Annotated in this window: 21 protein-coding genes, 3 tRNA genes and 1 pseudogene; 5 read left to right on the forward strand and 20 right to left on the reverse strand. The window is 70.8% G+C overall.

Features of this window, described 5'->3' with window-relative positions; translation table 11 throughout:
- Positions 1-71 precede the first annotated feature (71 nt).
- The 5 genes from B9S58_RS28315 to B9S58_RS28335 form a co-directional block, all read right to left on the reverse strand.
- Positions 72-500: a MaoC family dehydratase gene (locus B9S58_RS28315; RefSeq protein ID WP_103534824.1), complete on the reverse strand. Its 429-nt coding sequence runs from the start codon at positions 498-500 to the stop codon at positions 72-74.
- On the reverse strand, positions 500-952 hold the full coding sequence (locus B9S58_RS28320) for a MaoC family dehydratase N-terminal domain-containing protein (RefSeq protein ID WP_103534825.1): 453 nt from the start codon (positions 950-952) through the stop codon (positions 500-502). The genes B9S58_RS28315 and B9S58_RS28320 overlap by 1 nt, the downstream gene beginning before the upstream one ends.
- Before the next feature lie 117 nt (positions 953-1,069).
- Complete coding sequence (gene rpmG, locus B9S58_RS28325; protein WP_003956487.1) at positions 1,070-1,234, reverse strand: 50S ribosomal protein L33; 165 nt, start codon at positions 1,232-1,234, stop codon at positions 1,070-1,072.
- A gap of 88 nt (positions 1,235-1,322) precedes the next feature.
- Positions 1,323-1,395, reverse strand: a tRNA-Met gene (locus B9S58_RS28330).
- 46 nt (positions 1,396-1,441) lie between these two features.
- Positions 1,442-1,514 (reverse strand) — tRNA-Thr (locus B9S58_RS28335).
- A gap of 254 nt (positions 1,515-1,768) precedes the next feature.
- Between B9S58_RS28335 and B9S58_RS28340 the strand changes: the two genes are divergently transcribed.
- Together B9S58_RS28340 and B9S58_RS28345 are read left to right on the forward strand one after the other, a co-directional pair.
- A complete protein-coding gene (locus tag B9S58_RS28340; protein WP_103534826.1) occupies positions 1,769-3,064 on the forward strand; it encodes an amidohydrolase family protein in 1,296 nt (431 codons plus the stop codon).
- A gap of 33 nt (positions 3,065-3,097) precedes the next feature.
- On the forward strand, positions 3,098-3,754 hold the full coding sequence (locus tag B9S58_RS28345) for an SDR family oxidoreductase (protein WP_103534827.1): 657 nt from the start codon (positions 3,098-3,100) through the stop codon (positions 3,752-3,754).
- Positions 3,755-3,841: 87 nt separating this feature from the next.
- Here the strand turns inward: B9S58_RS28345 and B9S58_RS28350 are convergent.
- Positions 3,842-3,923 (reverse strand) — tRNA-Tyr (locus B9S58_RS28350).
- Positions 3,924-4,085: 162 nt separating this feature from the next.
- Here B9S58_RS28350 and B9S58_RS28355 point away from each other — a divergent pair.
- Entirely contained in the window at positions 4,086-4,574 is a 489-nt protein-coding gene (locus B9S58_RS28355) for a YajQ family cyclic di-GMP-binding protein (protein ID WP_103534828.1), read from the forward strand.
- Positions 4,575-4,785: 211 nt separating this feature from the next.
- Here B9S58_RS28355 and B9S58_RS28365 read toward each other — a convergent pair whose 3' ends face one another.
- Together B9S58_RS28365 and B9S58_RS28370 are read right to left on the reverse strand one after the other, a co-directional pair.
- Positions 4,786-5,970: an MFS transporter gene (locus tag B9S58_RS28365; RefSeq protein ID WP_103534830.1), complete on the reverse strand. Its 1,185-nt coding sequence runs from the start codon at positions 5,968-5,970 to the stop codon at positions 4,786-4,788.
- The gene (locus B9S58_RS28370; RefSeq protein ID WP_181009490.1) at positions 5,967-6,305 is read right to left on the reverse strand and encodes a helix-turn-helix transcriptional regulator; all 339 of its coding nucleotides are present in this window, start codon (positions 6,303-6,305) and stop codon (positions 5,967-5,969) included. Before B9S58_RS28370 ends, B9S58_RS28365 begins: the two co-directional genes overlap by 4 nt.
- Before the next feature lie 260 nt (positions 6,306-6,565).
- On the opposite strand from B9S58_RS28370, the gene B9S58_RS28375 reads away from it, so the two are divergent.
- Both B9S58_RS28375 and B9S58_RS28380 read left to right on the forward strand, forming a co-directional pair.
- On the forward strand, positions 6,566-7,090 hold the full coding sequence (locus tag B9S58_RS28375) for a methylated-DNA--[protein]-cysteine S-methyltransferase (RefSeq protein WP_103534832.1): 525 nt from the start codon (positions 6,566-6,568) through the stop codon (positions 7,088-7,090).
- 57 nt (positions 7,091-7,147) lie between these two features.
- The gene (locus B9S58_RS28380; protein WP_258045111.1) at positions 7,148-7,789 is read left to right on the forward strand and encodes an alpha-ketoglutarate-dependent dioxygenase AlkB; all 642 of its coding nucleotides are present in this window, start codon (positions 7,148-7,150) and stop codon (positions 7,787-7,789) included.
- 46 nt (positions 7,790-7,835) lie between these two features.
- Here B9S58_RS28380 and B9S58_RS28385 read toward each other — a convergent pair whose 3' ends face one another.
- The 12 genes and pseudogenes from B9S58_RS28385 to B9S58_RS28440 all read right to left on the reverse strand — a co-directional run.
- Positions 7,836-8,108 (reverse strand): GlsB/YeaQ/YmgE family stress response membrane protein, encoded by a 273-nt coding sequence (locus tag B9S58_RS28385; RefSeq protein WP_103534834.1) that lies wholly within the window; start codon positions 8,106-8,108, stop codon positions 7,836-7,838.
- A gap of 97 nt (positions 8,109-8,205) precedes the next feature.
- The gene (locus B9S58_RS28390; RefSeq protein ID WP_103534835.1) at positions 8,206-8,598 is read right to left on the reverse strand and encodes a YccF domain-containing protein; all 393 of its coding nucleotides are present in this window, start codon (positions 8,596-8,598) and stop codon (positions 8,206-8,208) included.
- Complete coding sequence (htpX, locus tag B9S58_RS28395) at positions 8,595-9,458, reverse strand: zinc metalloprotease HtpX (protein WP_103534836.1); 864 nt, start codon at positions 9,456-9,458, stop codon at positions 8,595-8,597. Before htpX ends, B9S58_RS28390 begins: the two co-directional genes overlap by 4 nt.
- A 282-nt stretch (positions 9,459-9,740) precedes the next feature.
- Positions 9,741-10,208 (reverse strand): large conductance mechanosensitive channel protein MscL, encoded by a 468-nt coding sequence (gene mscL, locus B9S58_RS28400; protein WP_103534837.1) that lies wholly within the window; start codon positions 10,206-10,208, stop codon positions 9,741-9,743.
- A 115-nt stretch (positions 10,209-10,323) separates the two neighbouring features.
- Positions 10,324-11,940: an NADH-quinone oxidoreductase subunit N gene (locus tag B9S58_RS28405; protein WP_181009491.1), complete on the reverse strand. Its 1,617-nt coding sequence runs from the start codon at positions 11,938-11,940 to the stop codon at positions 10,324-10,326.
- Positions 11,937-13,571 (reverse strand): NADH-quinone oxidoreductase subunit M, encoded by a 1,635-nt coding sequence (locus B9S58_RS28410; protein ID WP_103534848.1) that lies wholly within the window; start codon positions 13,569-13,571, stop codon positions 11,937-11,939. The genes B9S58_RS28405 and B9S58_RS28410 overlap by 4 nt, the downstream gene beginning before the upstream one ends.
- Positions 13,572-13,597: 26 nt before the next feature.
- Complete coding sequence (locus tag B9S58_RS28415) at positions 13,598-15,598, reverse strand: NADH-quinone oxidoreductase subunit L (RefSeq protein WP_103534838.1); 2,001 nt, start codon at positions 15,596-15,598, stop codon at positions 13,598-13,600.
- Positions 15,595-16,011: an NADH-quinone oxidoreductase subunit NuoK gene (gene nuoK, locus B9S58_RS28420; protein WP_103534839.1), complete on the reverse strand. Its 417-nt coding sequence runs from the start codon at positions 16,009-16,011 to the stop codon at positions 15,595-15,597. The genes B9S58_RS28415 and nuoK overlap by 4 nt, the downstream gene beginning before the upstream one ends.
- Positions 16,011-16,772, reverse strand: coding sequence for an NADH-quinone oxidoreductase subunit J (locus B9S58_RS28425; protein WP_374935716.1), 762 nt, complete (start codon positions 16,770-16,772; stop codon positions 16,011-16,013). The genes nuoK and B9S58_RS28425 overlap by 1 nt, the downstream gene beginning before the upstream one ends.
- Positions 16,769-17,359, reverse strand: a complete 591-nt coding sequence (locus tag B9S58_RS28430) for an NADH-quinone oxidoreductase subunit I (RefSeq protein WP_103534840.1) — start codon at positions 17,357-17,359, stop codon at positions 16,769-16,771. The genes B9S58_RS28425 and B9S58_RS28430 overlap by 4 nt, the downstream gene beginning before the upstream one ends.
- Complete coding sequence (locus tag B9S58_RS28435) at positions 17,359-18,327, reverse strand: complex I subunit 1 family protein (protein WP_103534841.1); 969 nt, start codon at positions 18,325-18,327, stop codon at positions 17,359-17,361. Before B9S58_RS28435 ends, B9S58_RS28430 begins: the two co-directional genes overlap by 1 nt.
- Positions 18,324-18,896, reverse strand: a pseudogene (locus B9S58_RS28440) (hypothetical protein); the annotation flags it as partial. The gene B9S58_RS28435 and the pseudogene B9S58_RS28440, both read right to left, overlap by 4 nt.

Genomic DNA, 18,896 nt, shown 5'->3' on the forward strand with positions numbered 1-18,896 from the left:
ACGAACACACGCGAGGGGCGCCCCTCCGCAGGAGGAACGCCCCTCACCTCCGGCCACCGCGCCGGTACGCCTCAGGCGAGCCGGACCACGGCCCGGGACATCCCCAGCACCTTCTTGCCGTCGCACATGGCGACCAGGTCCACCCGGACCAGGTTGTCGTCCAGCTTCGCCGCGACCTTGCCGCTGACCTCGATCAGCGCGCCCTTGTCATCGTTGGGCACGACGACCGGCTTCGTGAAACGCACCCCGTAGTCGACGACCGCGCCCGGGTCGCCGGCCCAGTCCGTGACCACCCGGATCGCCGCGGCCATCGTGAACATGCCGTGGGCGATCACATCCGGCAGACCGACCTCGCGCGCGAACTTCTCGTTCCAGTGGATGGGGTTGAAGTCACCGGAGGCGCCCGCGTACCGCACGAGTGTGGCCCGTGTCACCGGGAACGACTGCGACCGCAGTTCCGTACCGACCTCGACCGACCCGTAGGAGACCTTCGCCGTCATCACGCCTCCTCGGCGGCGCGCGCCACCAGCTTCAACAACGTCGTGACCACCAGTTCGCCGGCCTCGTCGTGCACATCTCCACGGACGTCCAGGATGTCGTTGCCCGCAAGAGACTTGATGCCCTCGATCGTCGAGGTGACCGTCAGCCGGTCCCCCGCCCGCACCGGACGCACGTAACTGAACTTCTGGTCCCCGTGGACGACCCGGCTGTAGTCCAGGCCCAGCTGCGGGTCCTGAACCACCTCTCCGGCGGCCCGGTAGGTGATCGAGAAGACGAACGTGGGCGGCGCGATCACATCGGCATGACCGAGCGCACGGGCGGCTTCCGCATCGACGTACGCCGGATGGGTGTCGCCCACCGCCTCGGCGAACTCGCGGATCTTCTCCCGGCCGACCTCGTACGCCGGAGTGGGCGGATAGGTCCGCCCCACGAAGGACTGGTCGAGCGCCATGAGCTCGCTACCTCCTGATGAAAGACGAATAAGGGCACGCCCCTGTGGGCGGGGAACGACCCCATACAACGACACGAGGCCGCCCCCAGAGGGGACGGCCTCGTGTACGAGCCTGATTCAGCGCGTTTCGCGGTGCGCGGTGTGCGAGTTGCAGCGCGGGCAGTGCTTCTTCATCTCAAGACGGTCCGGGTTGTTACGCCGGTTCTTCTTGGTGATGTAGTTCCGCTCCTTGCACTCCACGCAGGCCAGCGTGATCTTCGGGCGGACGTCGGTGGCAGCCACGTGAGTGCTCCTTGGACGGACGGTGGACGGATGAACGCATAAAAGAGTAGCCGATCGAAGGACCGACCCAACCATCGGCTACCGTTAGTAGCGGTGACCGGACTTGAACCGGTGACACAGCGATTATGAGCCGCTTGCTCTACCGACTGAGCTACACCGCTTTGATGAATGAGTCCCCCCGCCGAAGCGGGGTTTCCCGATCACCAGAGCCCCAATGCGGAATCGAACCGCAGACCTTCTCCTTACCATGGAGACGCTCTACCGACTGAGCTATTGGGGCGAGCGATGAAGACATTACACGGTCCCCCGCCGGTTGCCCAAATCCGTTTGTTCCGCACGCTCCGGCCCTCCGCCCGGGGCCGCCCACACCCCCTGATCAGGCCTTGATCCTGGCCATGTCCGACTCCGGCCGGGACCGGCCGGCCGCCGCCACAGGCGCACCGGTACGACTATTCCGCTCCTCCCGGAAGCCGCCCCCGCACGCCCCTAGGGTGTGGTCACTCCGTGTGATCTTGCACCCCTCCCAGGAGCGCGATGCCTGACAGCCAGCCACGGCGGCCCGACGACAACGCGCCCGACAGCGCCGACGCAGCCACCACCGCCGACACCCCCGCCCTCGTCCTCGGCGGCGCCCGCCTCGCGGACGGCCGGGCCGTCGACGTACGCCTGAGCGGCAGCCGGATCGAGGCCGTCGGCACCGCGGGCAGCCTCACCGCCCGCGGCCCCCGCATCGACCTCCGCGGCTATCTGCTGCTCCCCGCCCCGGCCGAAGCCCACGCCCACAGCGACACCGCCCTCACCGCGGACAGCGCGGGCCCCGACAGTCCGGGCCCCGCCTCCCACCGCGCCGAGGACATCCAGCGCCGCGCCACCGAGGCCGCGCTCCTCCAGCTCGGCCACGGCGCCACCGCCCTGCGCACCCACGTCCGCGTCGGCGACGTCCAGGGCCTCGTCCCGCTCGAAGCCGTCCTGCAGGCCCGGCGTGCCCTGCGCGGCCTCGCCGACGTCATGCCCGTCGCGGTCCCCCGGCTCCTCACCGGCGTCGCCGGAGCGGACAGCCTCGCGATGCTCAGGGACGCGGTGAAGATGGGCGCGGCCGTCGTCGGCGGCCGCCCCGACCTCGACCCGGACCCCACGGGCTACACCGAGGCCGTCCTGGAGATCGCCGCCGAGCACGGCTGCCCCGTGGACCTGCACACCGACGGCGACGACCCCGCCCGCCTGGCCCGGCTCGCCGCGATGGCCGCCGGCCTGCGCCCCGGTGTCACCCTCAGCCCCTGCGCCGGTCTGGCCCATCTGCCCCTGGACGCCGCGGGCCGCGCCGCCGACCGGCTCGCTGCCGCCGGGATCACCGTGGTCTGCCTGCCCCAGGGCGGCTGCGCCGGTGCGGAGCGCCGTACGACCGCCCCCGTACGCCTTCTGCGCTCCGCCGGCGTGCGCGTCGCGGCGGGCAGTGGCGCGCTGCGGGACACGGCCAACCCTGTCGGTCGCGGCGATCCTCTCGAAGCCGCCTACCTCCTCGCCTCACAGTCCGGGCTACGCGCCGAACAGGCGTACGCCATGGTCTCCACGACCGCCCGTGCGTCCCTCGGCCTTTCCGACGTACGCGTCGAGGCGGGCTTCCCCGCCGAACTCCTCGCCGTACGCGGCGAACGGCTCTCCGCGGTGCTCTCCCTCGCCTACAGCCGCATCGTCATCCACCGCGGCCGCGTCGTCGCCCGCACCAGCGCCGTGCGCGAGTACTGCGACTCCGACTCCGACGCCACCACCGGCCTCGGCGGTCTCCCGCGCCAGGGACGACCCGACTCCGGTTCCGGGCCGAGGAACTGAGCGTGAGCCCGCCCCAGGCGTACGGTCGGGGGTATGCGCATTGTCATCGCAGGTGGACACGGACAGATCGCACTGCGGCTGGAGCGGCTGCTCGCCGCACGCGGGGATGAAGCCGTAGGGATCATCCGCAACCCCCGACAGAGTCAGGACCTGACCGAAGCCGGCGCCCAACCCGCCGTGCTGGACCTCGAATCGGCCACCGTGCAACAGACCGCGGAGGTGCTGCGCGGCGCGGACGCGGCCGTCTTCGCTGCGGGCGCGGGGCCGAACAGCGGTACCGCCCGCAAGGACACCGTCGACCGCGACGCGGCCGTGCTGTTCGCCGACGCGGCCGAGGCGGCAGGCGTCCGCCGCTACCTCGTCGTCTCCTCGATGGGCGCCGATCCCGACCATCCGGGCGACGAGGTCTTCGACGTGTACCTGCGGGCCAAGGGCGCCGCCGACGCCGACGTACGCTCCCGCGCCGGGTTGGACTGGACGATCCTGCGCCCCGGCATGCTGACCGACGACGCGGGCACCGGGCGGGTCGTCCTGGCCGCCTCGACGGGCCGTGGCCCGATCCCCCGCGACGATGTGGCGGCCACGCTGCTGGACCTGCTGGACACCCCGGCGACGGCGGGCCTCACCCTCGAAGTGATCTCCGGGAACGTGCCGGTGACGGTGGCCGTGAAGGACGCCGCGGGCAACTGACCCGCACCTGGGCACCCTGCCCTGAACTCAGCACCCGGACAACGAGGAAGCCCCCGACCAGAAGACTGGTCGGGGGCTTCGTTCGCGTGGCGGCGCCAGGGTTCGAACCTGGGTAGGCTGAGCCGGCAGATTTACAGTCTGCTCCCTTTGGCCACTCGGGCACACCGCCTCGAACTACGCGTTGGATCTCGTGGTGAGCTCCTTGGCGACGACGTAAACAATACCTGATGACCAGGGGTGCTCCGCCACCTCATTGATCAGCGGCCCGAGGGGGCGACGGTGGCTAGGCTTGCGCTGTATCCCCAGCATTCGACGCAAGGAGCCACACGTCATGGCCGACTCCAGTTTCGACATCGTCTCGAAGGTCGAGCGGCAGGAGGTCGACAACGCCCTCAACCAGGCCGCCAAGGAGATCTCCCAGCGTTACGACTTCAAGGGCACGGGCGCCTCGATCTCGTGGTCGGGCGAGAAGATCCTGATGGAGGCGAACGGCGAGGAGCGCGTCAAGGCCATCCTCGACATCTTCCAGTCCAAGCTGGTCAAGCGCGGTATCTCGCTGAAGTCGCTGGACGCCGGCGAGCCGCAGCTCTCGGGCAAGGAGTACAAGATCTTCGCCACGATCGAGGAAGGCATCTCCCAGGACAACGCCAAGAAGGTGGCGAAGATCATCCGCGACGAGGGCCCGAAGGGCGTCAAGGCGCAGGTCCAGGGCGACGAGCTGCGGGTCAGCTCGAAGAGCCGGGACGACCTGCAGGCCGTACAGGCGCTGCTGAAGGGGCAGGACTTCGACTTCGCGGTGCAGTTCGTGAACTACCGGTAGTCAACTGACCCGACCGGCGAGGACGTTGCCGAGCGGACCGCGCGGAACGCAACGGGGGCACATCGCCGAGGACGACCTCGACGGCGGCCCTCGTTGTGTCTTCGCCGGCCGGCCACGGACGCGTGTACGTGTGATGGCGGCCTCCGCCCACCGGGCCGAGCTAGGCGCCGTGGACACCGACAGAACGTTGCGCGGTCATCCCGGGGGAAGTTCATCCGGCAGGTTCGCAGGCCTGGGCAGGAACGGGTTCACGCGTCCTGACCGGTAGTGCCCTCGCGCCGATCCAGCCGGTCAGAACCATGGCGAGCCCCGTGGGGAGCAACGCCCACCCCGCAAGACCGCCGGAGTCGGCCCCGCCGGCCAGAAGGCCGCTCCCGACAGCGGCACCCGCGGCGGAACCGAGGTACATGGCTGCCATCTGGAAGGCGATGACCGCCATCGCCCGGTCCGGGCGGTCCCGCGTGAGTGCTTGCTGCAGGGTCGGCACGCTTGCCCAGCCGGCAGCTCCCCACAGGGCCGCGGCGATCAGCCACACGGCCGGGGCGGAGAAGATCCGGACCGCGCCGAAGCTCACGGCGAGTGTCGCCGGCAGGATCAGCAGCAGCGCCCCGGGGCCGTACCTGTCCAGGGGCTTGCCGATCAGCGCGGCCCCCGTGACGCCGCCGATGCCCCACGCCCACACCAGGGCGAAGCCCCAGTCCCGAAGACCTCGGGCGTCCGCCATCGGAAGCAGGTAGGTGTACAGACCGAGGCTGGCCATGCCGAGCAGGAACGCCGCGACGATTCCGGCGGCGGTCCTGCCCGAGCGCAGCACCCCGAAGACCGGCGCACCGCCCGTCGCGGGCAAGGCCGGCAGCGTGTGGGCGCGGGCGGCGAGGGCGATCATGCTGAGCACACCGACAGCGACGACCAGAGCCATGGTCCAGCGCCAGCCCAGATTCTCCCCGATCAGCATGCCCACGGGCACCCCCGCGACCGTACCCGTGGACAGGCCGAAGGTGACCATCGCCATCGCCCGGCCGCGTTCGCGATCAGCGACCATCGCGGCGGCGGTCGCCGTCGCGACCGCCGTGAGGATGCCCGCGCCCGCGCCCGCGACGACGCGGGACGCGAGGAACAACCCGGCTCCCGGCGCCACGACGGTGATGAGGTTTCCGAGGTTGAACACGCCGAGCGCGATCAACAGTGCTCGCGCGGTACTGCCACGGGCGAGCCGTCCGGACAGCAGCGGCCCGGCCACGGCGTACGCGGCGGTGAAGGCGGTCACCCCGAGGCCGACCACAGCGACCGTCGTCACCAGCGAGTCGGCGATCGACGGCAGCACCCCGGCCAGGACGTAGGCGTCGATGCCGAGCGCGACGGCGGCGGCAACCAGGGGCCACACCTTGCGGATCACGCGTCCCCCTCCTCGTCCACGCCCGCCGGGTAGCCGTTCAGGACGGTCTGGATCAGGCCGGGGAACCGAGCCTCCAGATCGTCCGCACGGAGCCGGATCATGCACTTGCGCCCCTCGGCGCGGACGAACACGATCCCGGACTCACGCAGCAGGCTCGTGTGGTGCGTGAGCGTCGACCGCGGCAGGTCCGGGCCGAGCTCGATGCTGTCGACCTCGCCGCGCTCGACGAGCGTGCGGACCATGCCCAGCCGCAGCGGCTCGCTGAGGGCGAACAGCACTCTGGGCATCGCGATCTCCGACGTCTCCGGATGCCGGTACACCCTTACGGCAGCCATGCCACCCCCCTATCGTTCGAAATATCTCGCACGAAGATAGTTCGATAATTCCCGCACAGTCAAGCCGGACGAGAGGTACGACTGAGTTGTAGGGCTCATGGCTGAGGTGTACGACGCGCACGGAAGTGCCGACGCCACCGGCGCCTCCGCGTCTCTCCGCGCTCCCGGCCCGGGGGTGCGGGTGCGATGTCCGAATACCGCCGGTGGTGGTATGGCGAGTGGGCGCAGACTGGCCGTACGGACCGGGGAAGTGAGAAGGCATGACGACGACGGTGTACGCGTGGGTGGAGAGCCCGCTGGGCGAGCTGCTGCTGGTCGGCGAGGCGTCGGCGGGCAGGCCGGATACGGCCGGAGGCGCCGGAGTCCGGCTGCTCTCGCTGTCGATGCCCGGCCAGAAGGGCGGCGCGGTCGTCCAGGACGACTGGCGGCACGCCCCTGAGGCGTTCGCGGAGGTCGCCCGGCAGTTGGAGGCGTACTTCGCGGGGCGCTCGACGCGGTTCGACGTGCCGTTGGCCAAGGGGGCGGGCACGGAGTTCCAGCGGCGGGTCTGGGCGGTGCTGGAGTCGATCCCGTACGGAAGCACGGTGTCGTACGGGGAGGTCGCGGCACAGGTCGGGGCGTCGGGCGCGGGGGTGCGGGCCGTGGGCACGGCGATCGGGCGCAATCCGTTGCTGGTCGTGCGGCCGTGCCACCGGGTGATCGGGGCGGACGGGGCGCTGCGGGGATACGCGGGCGGGCTGGAGCGGAAGAAGCTGCTGCTGGGGATCGAGGGCGGGGCGGGCTGAGCCGTGGCGCACGGGCTTCCGCCGTCCTCGGACGGTCTGTTCCGGCGGCCGCGGAGGGTGGTCGCGCCGGGTGCCGTCCATGTGCCGGAGTGGCTGTCGGTGGAGCGGCGGGCGGAGTTGGTGGCGGCGTGCCGTCGGTGGGCGCGGGGGCCGGTCCCGTTGCGGCACACGGTGCTGCCGGGCGGCGGGGTGATGTCGGTGCGGACGGTGTGCCTGGGGTGGCACTGGCAGCCGTACCGGTATGGGCGTACGGCTGACGATGTGAACGGCGCCCGGGTGGCCGCGTTCCCGGACTGGCTGGGCGATCTGGGGCGGGCGGCGGTGGCCGAGGCGTACGGGGACGAGACCGCGGCGGAGGCGTTCGCACCGGATACCGCGCTGATCAACTTCTATGACGACACCGCGCGGATGGGAATGCATCAGGACAAGGAGGAGCGGTCGAGCGCTCCTGTGGTGTCGTTGAGCATCGGGGCGAGGTGTGTGTTCCGCTTCGGGAACACGGAGGATCGCGGACAGCCCTACACGGATGTGGAGTTGGCGTCCGGGGATCTGTTCGTCTTCGGCGGGCCGTCGCGTTTCGCCTTCCACGGGGTGCCGAAGGTGTATCCGGGACCGGCCGACCCGGCAGCGGGGCTGCGGGCCGGCCGGTTGAACCTGACGTTGCGGGAGACCGGGATGACGTCACGGGGCGTGCGGTAGGGCGGTGCGCGCCGGGCGCTCGCGGACTCCGGCGTCCCCCCGCGGATCAGCGGCGTTCGCGGGAGTTGCCGAACAGCAGCCGGTAGGCGATGAGCAGGACCAGCGAGCCGGCGATGGCGGCGATCCAGGTCGCGGTGTCGTAGAAGTCGTTGCTGATGGGGCGGTCGAGGAAGTGGCTGGAGAGCCAGCCTCCGACGAAGGCCCCGGCGATGCCGATGAGGGTGGTGCCGATGATGCCGCCCGGGTCGCGACCCGGGAGAAGGACTTTGGCTATGACCCCGGCGAACAGCCCAAGAATGATCCAACTGATGATGCCCATGTCGCTGCACCTACCCCTTGCTTCGTCTTGAAACCCAAGACGCGGCGGGCAGGTGTTCGGTTGCCCGGGGGCCCCGCGCCCGCCGGGTCAGCGGGTGTCAAAGGGTGGCGAAGGGCTGGTCCGTACGGACGATCTCCTTGCCGAAGGGCATGAGGGAGACGGGGATCAGCTTGAAGTTGGCGATGCCCAGGGGAATGCCGATGATCGTGATGCACAGCGCGATGCCGGTGGTGATGTGGCCGAGGGCGAGCCACCATCCCGCGAGGATCAGCCAGAGGACGTTCCCCACGCAGGAGGGCGAGCCGGCGTCCCGGCGGTCGACGACGGTGTAGCCGAACGGCCAGAGGGCGTAGACGCCGATCCTGAAGGCGGCGAGCCCGAAGGGGATGCCGATGATGGTGATGCAGAGCAGGAGGCCCGCGAGCAGGTAGCCGAGGAACATCCAGAATCCGCAGAGGATCAGCCAGATGACGTTCAGGATGGTTTTCACGGGCGATGACCTGCCATCTGTTCTAGTCGGGCGATGCGGTCCACCATCGGCGGGTGGGTGGAGAACATTTTCGCCATCCCCTGGCCTGGGCGGAACGGGTTCGCGATCATCATGTGGCTCGCGGTCTCGATCCTCGGCTCGGGCGGCAGCGGGAGCCGCTTCGTCCCGGCGTCGAGCTTGCGCAGCGCACTGGCGAGAGCCAGTGGGTCGCCGGTGAGCTGGGCCCCGGAGGCGTCGGCCTCGTACTCTCGGGAGCGGCTGACGGCGAGCTGGATGACGGACGCGGCGAGCGGCCCCAGGATCATGATCAGGAGCATGCCGAGGAGGCCTGGCCCCTCGTCGTCGTTGGAGCGGCCCACCGGGATGAGCCAGGCGAAGTTGACCAGGAACATCACGACGGAGGCGAGCGCTCCGGCGACGGACGAGATGAGGATGTCCCGGTTGTAGACATGGCTGAGCTCGTGGCCGAGGACGCCGCGCAGCTCGCGTTCGTCGAGGATCTGGAGGATGCCCTCGGTGCAGCAGACGGCGGCGTTGCGCGGATTGCGGCCGGTGGCGAACGCGTTGGGCGCCTGCGTCGGGGAGATGTAGAGGCGCGGCATGGGCTGGCGGGCCGCCGTGGAGAGCTCGCGGACGGTGCGGTAGAGCTGGGGCGCCTCGAACTCGCTGACAGGGCGGGCGCGCATGGCCCGCAGGGCGAGCTTGTCACTGTTCCAGTACGCGTAGGCGTTGGTACCGACGGCTACCAGGAGCGCGACGACGAGGCCCGTACGTCCGAAGAAACTGCCGATGACGATGATGAGTGCGGACAGTCCCCCGAGGAGTACGGCGGTCTTCAGCCCGTTGTGCCGGCGGTGCACGGTACGCCCTCCAAGTGGTGCAGCAGGGGAACCCTTTGCATGGTGGTGCTCCACTCCCCAGTGGAGCCTCCCGTACTGGTCAACGCCAGGCGAGAGGAGCTAGTTCCCTTGTGCGTGCGGCCGGAGGGCGGTACTCGTACCGCGTTTTCACGCCGGTCAGGCCCCCGGTCCCGTACGGAGTGGCGCTGGGCCGTACGGGTGGCGGGGCGTCATCGTGGTGCGGTGGTGCGGTCAGTGTTGCTGTGTGACCGGTGTTGCTGCGCTGTCGGCAGTGCTGTGCGGTCAGTGCTGCTGTGCGGGGAGCTTGGCGAGGGAGAGTGCCTCGGAGTCGGGCTCGACCTCGCTGGTGCAGTGGCCGCAGCGGGAGGCGACGGCGGGGATCTCGCTGAAGCAGCGCGGGCAGTCGCGGAGGGCGGCCTTGATGTTGACGGCCTCCTCTTCCTCCTCCTTGGTGAAGCGGTTCTGCACCTTGGCCATGGGAACCACGACGCAGAAGTAGAGGACCGCGGCGGTGATCAGGAAGGCGATGGCCGCGCTGATGAAGAGGCCGTAGGGGAACTCCACTCCGTCGATCTTGTAGGAGGCCTTGCTGAAGTCTCCGGTGCCGCGGGTGGCGAGGCCGATCAGCGGGGTGATGAAGGCGTTGCTGAAGCCCGTGACGACAGCGGTGAAGGCGGCCCCGACCGCGAGACCGATCGCCATGGAGATGACGTTCCCGCGCAGGATGAAGTCCTTGAACCCGTTCAGCACTGCTCTCTCTCCTCTTGTTTCCGACACGTCGACGCCGATTTCGTGACGTATGCAGCCAAGACCTTGCCCTGTGGCGGGGGCCGTGGGCAAACCGATCTTGCGGGCCCTGGAGGGCTCAGAAAAGGCTCACGGAGGCGAAGCGCAGGACGGTCTGCGGGGCCCCGGAGAGCAGGATTCCGGCGGCGGCGGTGAGGACGATCGCCGTGGTGAGAGAGGCGGGGGCGCGGAATCGGCGCGCCGGGGCGGATGCCGGGGCTCCGGTGTCCGCCCCTGCCGTTTCCGGGGATCCGTCCGGCGTACGGAAGAGAATCGCGGTCCACTGAAGGTAGTAGTAGAGAGCGATCACCACGTTGACGGCCATGACGACGGCGAGCCAGCCGAGGCCCGCGTCGACCGCCGCGGAGAAGACGGTGACCTTCGCGAAGAGCCCGATGACGCCGGGCGGCAGTCCGGCCAGGCAGAGCAGGAAGAAGCCGAGCGCCAAGGCCGCGAGGGGCCGGGTTGCGTACAGGCCCCGGTAGTCGGAGAGCCGGTTTCCGCGGTGCGTACGGGCGACGAGGGCGGCGACCGCGAACGCGCCCAGGTTCACGACGGCGTACATGAGGGCGTACGCCACGGTGGAGCCGATCTGGTCGCCTGTGGAGTACGCGGCGGCGGCGATCGGGACCAGGAGGTAGCCGGCCTGGGCGACCGAGGACCAGGCGAGGAGGCGGACGGCGCTGCGGGCACGGGAGGCGTTCTGGCGGAGGGCCGCGACGTTGCCGACGGTCATGGTGAGCGCGGCGAGGACGGCGAGTGCGGGCCCCCAGACGTCGGCATAGGAGGGGAACGCGATGACGGTCACCAGAATGAGCCCCGAGAACCCGACGGCCTTCCCCACGACGGAGAGGTAGGCGGCGATCGGGAGGGGCGCGCCGACGTAGGTGTCGGGGACCCAGAAGTGGAAGGGCGCGACGGCGGTCTTGAAGGCGAAGCCGACGAGCGTGAGGGCCACCCCGGTCTTGGCGAGGGTGTCGAGCACCGGGGGCACGTCGTGGAGGCGGGCGGCGATCTCGGTGAGGTGCAGGGTGCCGGTGGTCGCGTACACGAAGCTGACGCCGAGCAGCATGACGGCGGTGGCGACGACGGAGGAGAGGAAGAACTTCAGCGCGGCCTCGGAGGAGCGCCGGTCGCCGCGCACGATGCCGACGAGGGCGAACGCGGGCAGCGAGGCGACCTCAAGGGCGACGACGAGCGTGGCGAGGTCACGGGAGGCGGGCAGCAGGGCGGCCCCGGCGGCGGAGGCCAGGAGCAGGAACCAGTACTCCCCCGCAGGCAGCTTGCGGGTGTCGTCGAGCGAGAGCAGGACGGTGAGGAACGCGCCGCCGAGGACGAGGGCCTGGATGACGACGGTGAAGTGGTCGGCGGTGTAGCTGCAGGCCTGGGCGCCGTCGCTGACGCAGAACGTGGACCGGTCCCCGGCGCGCAGGGGGATAAGCAGCGCCAGGGCGGCGGCGAGGGCGGTGAGGGCGCCGTAGCCGAGGAGCTGTTTGCGGTGCGCGGGCAGGAACAGGTCGGCGACGAGGACGACCAGGGCGGCCAGTGCGGTGAGGGTGGGGGGCGCGATCGCGAGCCAGTCGATGGACTGGACGACGCTGGGGACGTCGGCCGCGGTGGTGAGCAGGCCCGGGACGTCGGCCGCGGTGGTGTGTTCGATGAGGCTTCCGGCGGTGGTGCCGATGTCCGCGGTCACGACTTGCCTCCTGCGAGGAGCTGCTGCACGGCCGGGTCGGTGAGGCCGAGGAGGACGGCGGGCCAGAGGCCGGCGAGGACGGTGAGCGCGGCGAGCGGGGTCCAGGCGACGGCTTCGTACGTCCGGATGTCGGCGAGCTGCGGGGTGGTGGCCGGTCGGGCCCCGGCGGCCCCGGAGGGCTGCGGGCCGTCCGCAGCTTGCGGGGCCCGGTCGTCGGGCGACAGCCGGGAATGGGGCGTGTGTTCACCCATGCAGACGCGGCGGACGACGATGAGCATGTACGCGGCGGTGAGCAGGGTGCCGAACGCCCCGATGGCCATGAAGGTGCGGAACGCGGGGCGGCTGAGGCCTTCGGCGGGGCTGTACGCGCCGAACAGGGTGAGCATCTCGCCCCAGAATCCGGCGAGTCCGGGCAGGCCGAGCGAGGCGACGGCGGCGAAGGCGAGCAGCGCGCCGAGGCGGGGGGCCCGGCCGTAGAGGGCGGCCCCGGTCGCTCCGGCGAGGGTGTCGAGGTCGGCGGTGCCGTAGCGGTCCTTGATGGCACCGACCAGGAAGAACAGCAGGCCGGTGATGAGGCCGTGGGCGATGTTGGCGAAGAGCGCGCCGTTGACTCCGGTGGGGGTCATGGTGGCGATGCCGAGCAGGACGAAGCCCATGTGACCGACGGACGAGTAGGCGATGAGCCGCTTGAGGTCGCCCTTGGCGCCGGTACGGGCCAGGGCCAGGCAGGCGAGGGATCCGTAGACGATACCGACGACGGCGAACGCGGCGAGGTAGGGCGCGAAGGTCCGCATGCCGTCGGGGGCGATGGGGAGCAGGATCCGGACGAATCCGTACGTTCCCATCTTCAGCAGGACGCCCGCGAGGAGCACCGACCCGACGGTGGGTGCGGCGGTGTGGGCGTCGGGGAGCCAGCTGTGGAGAGGCCACATCGGGGTCTTCACGGCGAGGCCGAGACCGACCGCGAGTACGGCGATGACCTGCACGGATGTGGTGAGGCCCCGGCCGTTGTCAGTGGCGAGTGCCACCATGTCGAAGGTGCCGCTCTTCAGCCCGATGAGGAGGAGGCCCAGCAGCATGACGACCGAACCGAGCAGGGTGTAGAGGATGAACTTCCAGGCGGCCGCCTGCCGTTGGCCGTCGCCCCAGCGGGCGATGAGGAAGTACATCGGGATGAGGACCATCTCGAAGGCGAGGAAGAAGAGCAGCAGGTCGAGGACGGCGAAGGTGGCGAGGGTGCCGGACTCCAGGACGAGGACGAGGGCGACGAAGGCCTTCGGCGAGGGGCCCGCGGGCAGCTTGAAGTAGCTGTACAGCGCGCAGAGGAAGGTCAGCAGCGCGGTCAGGACCAGGAGGGGGAGCGAGATGCCGTCGATGCCGAGGTGGATACGGACGTCGAGCGCCGGGATCCAGCTGATGTCGGTGGTCGCCTGCATCGTGGCGGGGTGGTCGTGGTCGAAGCCGACGGCCAGGACGATCGCGGCGATGAGGACGGCGCCGGTGACGGTCACACCGTGGCGGAGCACGGCCTGGTCGGGGCTCTTCCCCTTGAGCCCGGGCGGGGCGGGGAGCAGCGCCGCGGCGGCGCCGAGGAGCGGGGCGACGACGACGAACGCCAGAAGGAACTGCATCACGGACGCACTGATATCGATCACGGTCACGACCCCGCGTTGACGTTGGCGAAGACGACGGCGGCGATCGCCAGGACGAGGGACCCGGCGAGCAGGGCGCCGGCGTAGGTCTGCACGTTGCCGGTCTGGGCCCGGCGGACGGCGGTGCCGAGGAAGCGGGTGACGGCGCCCGATCCGTTGACGTAGGTGTCGACGACCTCGCGGTCCAGGAAGCGGACGAGGCGGGCGGCTCCCTGGACGGGCCGAACGAACAGCACCGTGTACAGGGCGTCGAGGTGGAAGCCGGTGACCGCGTGGCGGTGGAGCGGGCCCAGGAGGAGTCGTCCCGGGTCGGCCGGGTCGGAGGCGCCCGCGATGGTGCCGTGGACAGCGGTGTGGGACGTCATGGCCTCGGCTTCGACGAGGGCGGGTTCGGCACCGGGGTGGGCGACGACGGCGCCGATGGGGGTGCGGGCGGCGAGTGCGGCGGTGTGCCGCCAGGCGCCGTAGGTGACGAGCCCGCCGACGAGGCCGACGCCGGTGGACAGGACGGCGGTGGTGAGGGACGGCGTGAGGCCGTGCCCGTCGAACCAGTCACCGATCACACCGGCGGTGAGGCCGAAGCCGATGGTGGGGACGGCCAGGACCCACAGGACGGAGGTCATGGCGAGGGGCTGCCGGCCGTGGTCGGGGACTTCGGCGCCGCGCCCTCGGAAGGCGAGGAACCAGAGGCGTACGGCGTAGGCGGCGGTGAGGGCGGCGGCGAGGAGCCCGGCGATCAGGATCGTCCAGCCGGCGGCGGCCGGGGCGACGGTCCGGTCCCCGAGGGCTGTGTGCTCGGCGGCGACGAGGACGGCTTCCTTGGAGAAGAAGCCGGCGAACGGCGGGATGGCGGCGAGCGCGAGGAGGGCGACGGTCATCGTCCAGTAGGCGTCCGGGATGCGGCGGGCGAGGCCGCCCATCCGGGACATGGAGGCCAGTGAGTTGGTGCCCGCGGCGTGGATGACGACGCCCGCGGCGAGGAAGAGGACGGCTTTGAACGCACCGTGCGAGATCAGGTGGAAGACGGCGGCACCACGGTCGCCGACGGCGAGGGCGCCCGACATGTAGCCGAGCTGGCCGATGGTCGAGTAGGCGAGGACGCGTTTGATGTCGTCCTGGGCGAGGGCTGCGAGCCCGGACCCGATCATCGTGACGGCGGCCATCACGGCGAGGACGACGAGCGCCGCTCCGGAGGCCGCGAAGACCGGCAGCAGGCGGGCCACGAAGTAGATGCCGGCGGCGACCATCGTCGCGGCGTGGATGAGCGCGGAGACGGGGGTGGGGCCGGCCATCGCGTCGGGCAGCCAGGTGTGCAGGGGGAACTGGGCCGACTTGCCCGCGACGCCCGCGAGGAGCAGCAGGGCGACGAGGGTGGGGTGGTCGAGTCCGCCGTTGCCGACGGCGGCGAGGATCTTGGTGATCCGGAAGCTGCCGGTGTCGGCGGCGAGCGCGAACAGTGCGATCAGGAAGGGGACGTCGCCGAGCTTGGTGACCAGGAACGCCTTGAGGGAGGCGGCACGCGCCTCGGGCGTCTCCCAGTAGTGGCCGACGAGGAAGTACGAGCAGATGCCCATGATCTCCCAGCCGACCAGGAGCACCATCAGGTCGCCGGAGTAGACGACCAGGAGCATCGCGGAGGTGAAGAGGGAGACGAGAGCCGCGTAAGAGGGATACCGGGCGTCGTCGCGGAGGTAGGCCGTGGAGTAGAGCTGTACGCAGGTGGCGACGACGGTGACGAGGACGGCGACCAGAACGGCGAATCCGTCGAGATGCAGTGCCAGGTCGATCGGGACCGAGCCGGTGGGCGTGAGCTGGGTCGCGGCGTCGATGGCCCGGCCGCCGCCCTGACGGACGGCGACGGCCACGGCGAGAACGGCCGCGGCGAGGGTCGGGAGGATCGCCAGCGGGCGGACGAAGCCGGGGGCGCTGCGGCCGACGGCGAGCCCGGCGAGGGCTCCGAGGAACGGGAGGAGGGGGACGAGGGCGGCGAGGGTCGTGGTGGTCACGTGGTGGCCTCTGCCTTCTTCGTCTTCCCTGTTTTCTCGTCCGCTTGGCCGGGGGGCGGCCCGGCGCTGTCGGCGTCGGCGTCGTCGGGGAGCGTCTCGGCTTCGTCGGTCTCGGCGGTGTCGCGGAGCCGGTCGATGTCGGAGCTGCCCCGGTTGCGGTAGACGGCCAGGACGATCGCGAGGCCGATGCCGATCTCGGCGGCGGCGATGGCGATGGTGAAGAGCGTGAGTGCCTGGCCGGAGTGGAGGGTGTCGCGGAGCCAGACGTCGAAGGCGACGAGGTTGAGGTTGACGGCGTTGAGCATCAGCTCGACGGACATCAGGACCAGGATCGCGTTGCGGCGGGCGAGGACGCCGTAGAGGCCGACGCAGAAGAGGAGGGCGGCGAGTACGGCGGGATAGGCGAGGTGCATCAGCTCTGCCCCTCCTGGCCGGAGGTGCCGGAGGTGCCGGAGGTGCCGGAGGTGCCGGAGGTGCCGGAGGTGCCGGAGGTGCCGGAGGTGCCGGAGGTGCCGGAGGTGCCGGGCGAAGCGGGCGGGCTGGACTTCACCGTTCTGGGCTTGGCCGTGCCGTTCGTGCCGGGGCGGACCGTGGTGTCCGTGTCGCGTTTGCGGGACAGGACGATCGCGCCGACGAGGGCGGCGAGCAGCAGGACGGAAAGCGCTTCGAAGGGCAGGACCCAGTTCCGGAACAGGAAGGCTCCGGTGACTTCGGTGGAGCCCTGGGGCAGCCCGTCGAGGTCGATCCAGGTGGTGCGGAAGGCGTCGACCACGACCCAGACGAGGGCCGCCGCCGCGGGGGCGGCCACCCCGAGGGCGACCCACCGGTTGCCCGAATCGGCGTCCGGGGAGCGGCCGATGGGGGCCCGGGTGAGCATCAGGCCGAAGAGGAGGAGGACGACGATGGAACCGACGTAGATCAGCACCTGCACCCAGGCGATGAACTCCGCGGTGAGCAGGAGGTACTCGACGGCCAGTCCGCCGAGCGCGACGACGAGCCAGAGCGCTGCGTGCACCAGCTGCCTGGTCGTAACGGTGATGACGGCGGCGCCGAGGGTGGCGAGGCCGACGAGGAGGAACGCGATCTCGACGCCCGACGGGGAGAGGAAACCAGGGTGGTCGCCTGCGGCTGCGATGAGCACGGGGGGCGCTGAGGGCACGGTGTGAAGCGTCACGGGGTCCCTCCCTGCTCGTCTGCCTGCTCCCTCTGCTCCTTCTGCTCCCGCTGCTCCTGTGCGCGTTGGGCTGCGAGCTTGTCCGCGGCCTTGCGGGCGGCGGCGATCTCCTTCGGCTCCTCGGCCCCGGGGTCGAGGGCGGGCGGCTCCGGCACGGTCCACATCCACTCGCGGAGCTTGTCGCGCTCGTGGGTGAGTTCGTGGATGTCCGTCTCCGCGTACTCGAACTCGGGCGACCAGAACAGCGCGTCGAAGGGGCACACCTCGATGCAGATGCCGCAGTACATGCAGAGGGAGAAGTCGATGGCGAAACGGTCGAGCACGTTCCGGCTGCGCTCACGGCCGCCGGGGGCGGCGGGCGGCGACGTCTCCTTGTGGGAGTCGATGTAGATGCACCAGTCGGGGCACTCACGGGCGCAGAGCATGCACACCGTGCAGTTCTCCTCGAACAGCCCGATGACGCCGCGGGAGCGGGGCGGGAGTTCGGGCTGGGTGTCCGGGTACTGCGCGGTGACGGTCTTCCTCGTCATCGTGCGCAGGGTGACGGCAAGGCCCTTGGCCAGGCCGGATCCAGGGATCGGGGGCATCAGTTGATCGCCACCTTCACGATGCCGGTGAGCGCGATCTGCGCGAGGGCGAGCGGGACGAGGGTGGTCCAGGCGAGCTTCTGCAACTGGTCCTCACGCAGGCGCGGGTAGCTGACGCGCAGCCAGATGACGACGAACGCGAGGAGGGCGGTCTTGAGGAGGGTCCAGAGCCAGCCGAGTCCGTCGGCGCCGAACGGGCCGTGCCAGCCGCCGAGGAAGAGGACGGTGGTCAGGGCGCACAGGATGACGATGCCCGCGTACTCGGCGAGGAGGAACAGGGCGAAGCGCAGACCGGTGTACTCGGTGTACGCGCCGAAGATGATCTCGGAGTCGGCCACCGGCATGTCGAACGGCGGACGCTGGAGTTCGGCGAGGCCGGCCACGAAGAAGACCAGGGCGCCGACGATCTGCCAGGGCAGCCACCACCACTCGAAGGCGTCGAGGATGCCGGTGAGCGAGACCGTTCCGGCCGCCATGGCCACGGAGGCGGCGGTCAGCAGCATCGGCAGCTCGTAGGAGAGAAGTTGCGCGGCGGTACGGAGGCCGCCGAGCAGGGAGAACTTGTTGGCGGAGGCCCAGCCCGCCATGAGCGAGCCGAGGACGCCGATGCCCATGACGGCGAGCACGAAGAAGATGCCCGCGTCGATGACCTGGACGACCGCGCCGTCGCCGGGGCCGACGGGGATGACCGCGAGGACGAGGAGGTACGGGAGGAGAGCGACGGCGGGGGCGAGCTGGAAGACGCGGCGGTCGGCGGCGGCCGGGACCACGTCCTCCTTCTGCGCGAACTTCACACCGTCCGCGACGAGCTGGGCCCAGCCGTGGAAGCCACCCGCGTACATGGGGCCCAGGCGGCCCTGCATGTGGGCCATCACCTTGTGTTCCGTCTGGCCCACGAGGAGGGGGGCGACCAGGAACACGCCGAAGATGATGGCCAGACGGAGGGCGACGTCGAGAGCGTCGTTCACTCGGGATCGCCTCCGGCGGGGTGGTCTGGGGTGGGCTGGTCCGGGGTGGGGTGCTCTGGGGCGGTGGTGGGCTTGTCGGGGGTGGGTTCGTCCGTGGGTGCGGGCTCGCCTCCGGAGTCGGCGGGTTCGCTGGGGGTGGAGGGTTCCCTGGGGGTGGAGTCGCCGCGTGGGGCTTCTCTCCTGCCCGCCCCTTCCCGAACCGGGGGCTCCGCCCCCGTGCCCCCGCTCCTCGAACGCAGGAGGGGCTGAGACGCGTCCGGGGACGCGGCTTCCGCGCCCTCGTCGCCCTCGTCGCTCCCCGGAGAGCGGGACGGCTGCGGGGAGTCGCCCGGCTTCGTGGTGTCGGGTTCGTCGAAGGCGGGCCGGGCATCGTGCCACGGGGCGTCCGTGCTGCGCACCCGGGGCGGCGGCCCTGAGGTGTCCCCGGGCGCGTCCGACGCCGGAAGCTGACTGGCCGAGCCCTCCGACGCGGACCGGGAGCGGCGTGCGGGGCGGGCTGGAGCCGGCGTCGGCGCGTCCGGCTCCGGACGCTGACTGGCCGAACCGTCCGAGGCCGACCGGGAGCGGCG

Source organism: Streptomyces sp. SM11, from assembly GCF_002910905.1.
Taxonomy (GTDB): Bacteria; Actinomycetota; Actinomycetes; order Streptomycetales; family Streptomycetaceae; genus Streptomyces.

Bases quoted from the DNA above. Each gene is read 5' to 3' on its own strand.
- B9S58_RS28315 (WP_103534824.1), bottom strand. From the start codon at position 500: ATGACGGCGAAGGTCTCCTACGGGTCGGTCGAGGTCGGTACGGAACTG.
- B9S58_RS28320 (WP_103534825.1), bottom strand. From the start codon at position 952: ATGGCGCTCGACCAGTCCTTCGTGGGGCGGACCTATCCGCCCACTCCG.
- B9S58_RS28340 (WP_103534826.1), top strand. From the start codon at position 1,769: ATGCCTGACAGCCAGCCACGGCGGCCCGACGACAACGCGCCCGACAGC.
- B9S58_RS28345 (WP_103534827.1), top strand. From the start codon at position 3,098: ATGCGCATTGTCATCGCAGGTGGACACGGACAGATCGCACTGCGGCTG.
- B9S58_RS28355 (WP_103534828.1), top strand. From the start codon at position 4,086: ATGGCCGACTCCAGTTTCGACATCGTCTCGAAGGTCGAGCGGCAGGAG.
- B9S58_RS28370 (WP_181009490.1), bottom strand. From the start codon at position 6,305: ATGGCTGCCGTAAGGGTGTACCGGCATCCGGAGACGTCGGAGATCGCG.
- B9S58_RS28375 (WP_103534832.1), top strand. From the start codon at position 6,566: ATGACGACGACGGTGTACGCGTGGGTGGAGAGCCCGCTGGGCGAGCTG.
- B9S58_RS28385 (WP_103534834.1), bottom strand. From the start codon at position 8,108: ATGGGCATCATCAGTTGGATCATTCTTGGGCTGTTCGCCGGGGTCATA.
- B9S58_RS28410 (WP_103534848.1), bottom strand. From the start codon at position 13,571: ATGCAGTTCCTTCTGGCGTTCGTCGTCGTCGCCCCGCTCCTCGGCGCC.
- nuoK (WP_103534839.1), bottom strand. From the start codon at position 16,011: ATGCACCTCGCCTATCCCGCCGTACTCGCCGCCCTCCTCTTCTGCGTC.
- B9S58_RS28430 (WP_103534840.1), bottom strand. From the start codon at position 17,359: ATGCCCCCGATCCCTGGATCCGGCCTGGCCAAGGGCCTTGCCGTCACC.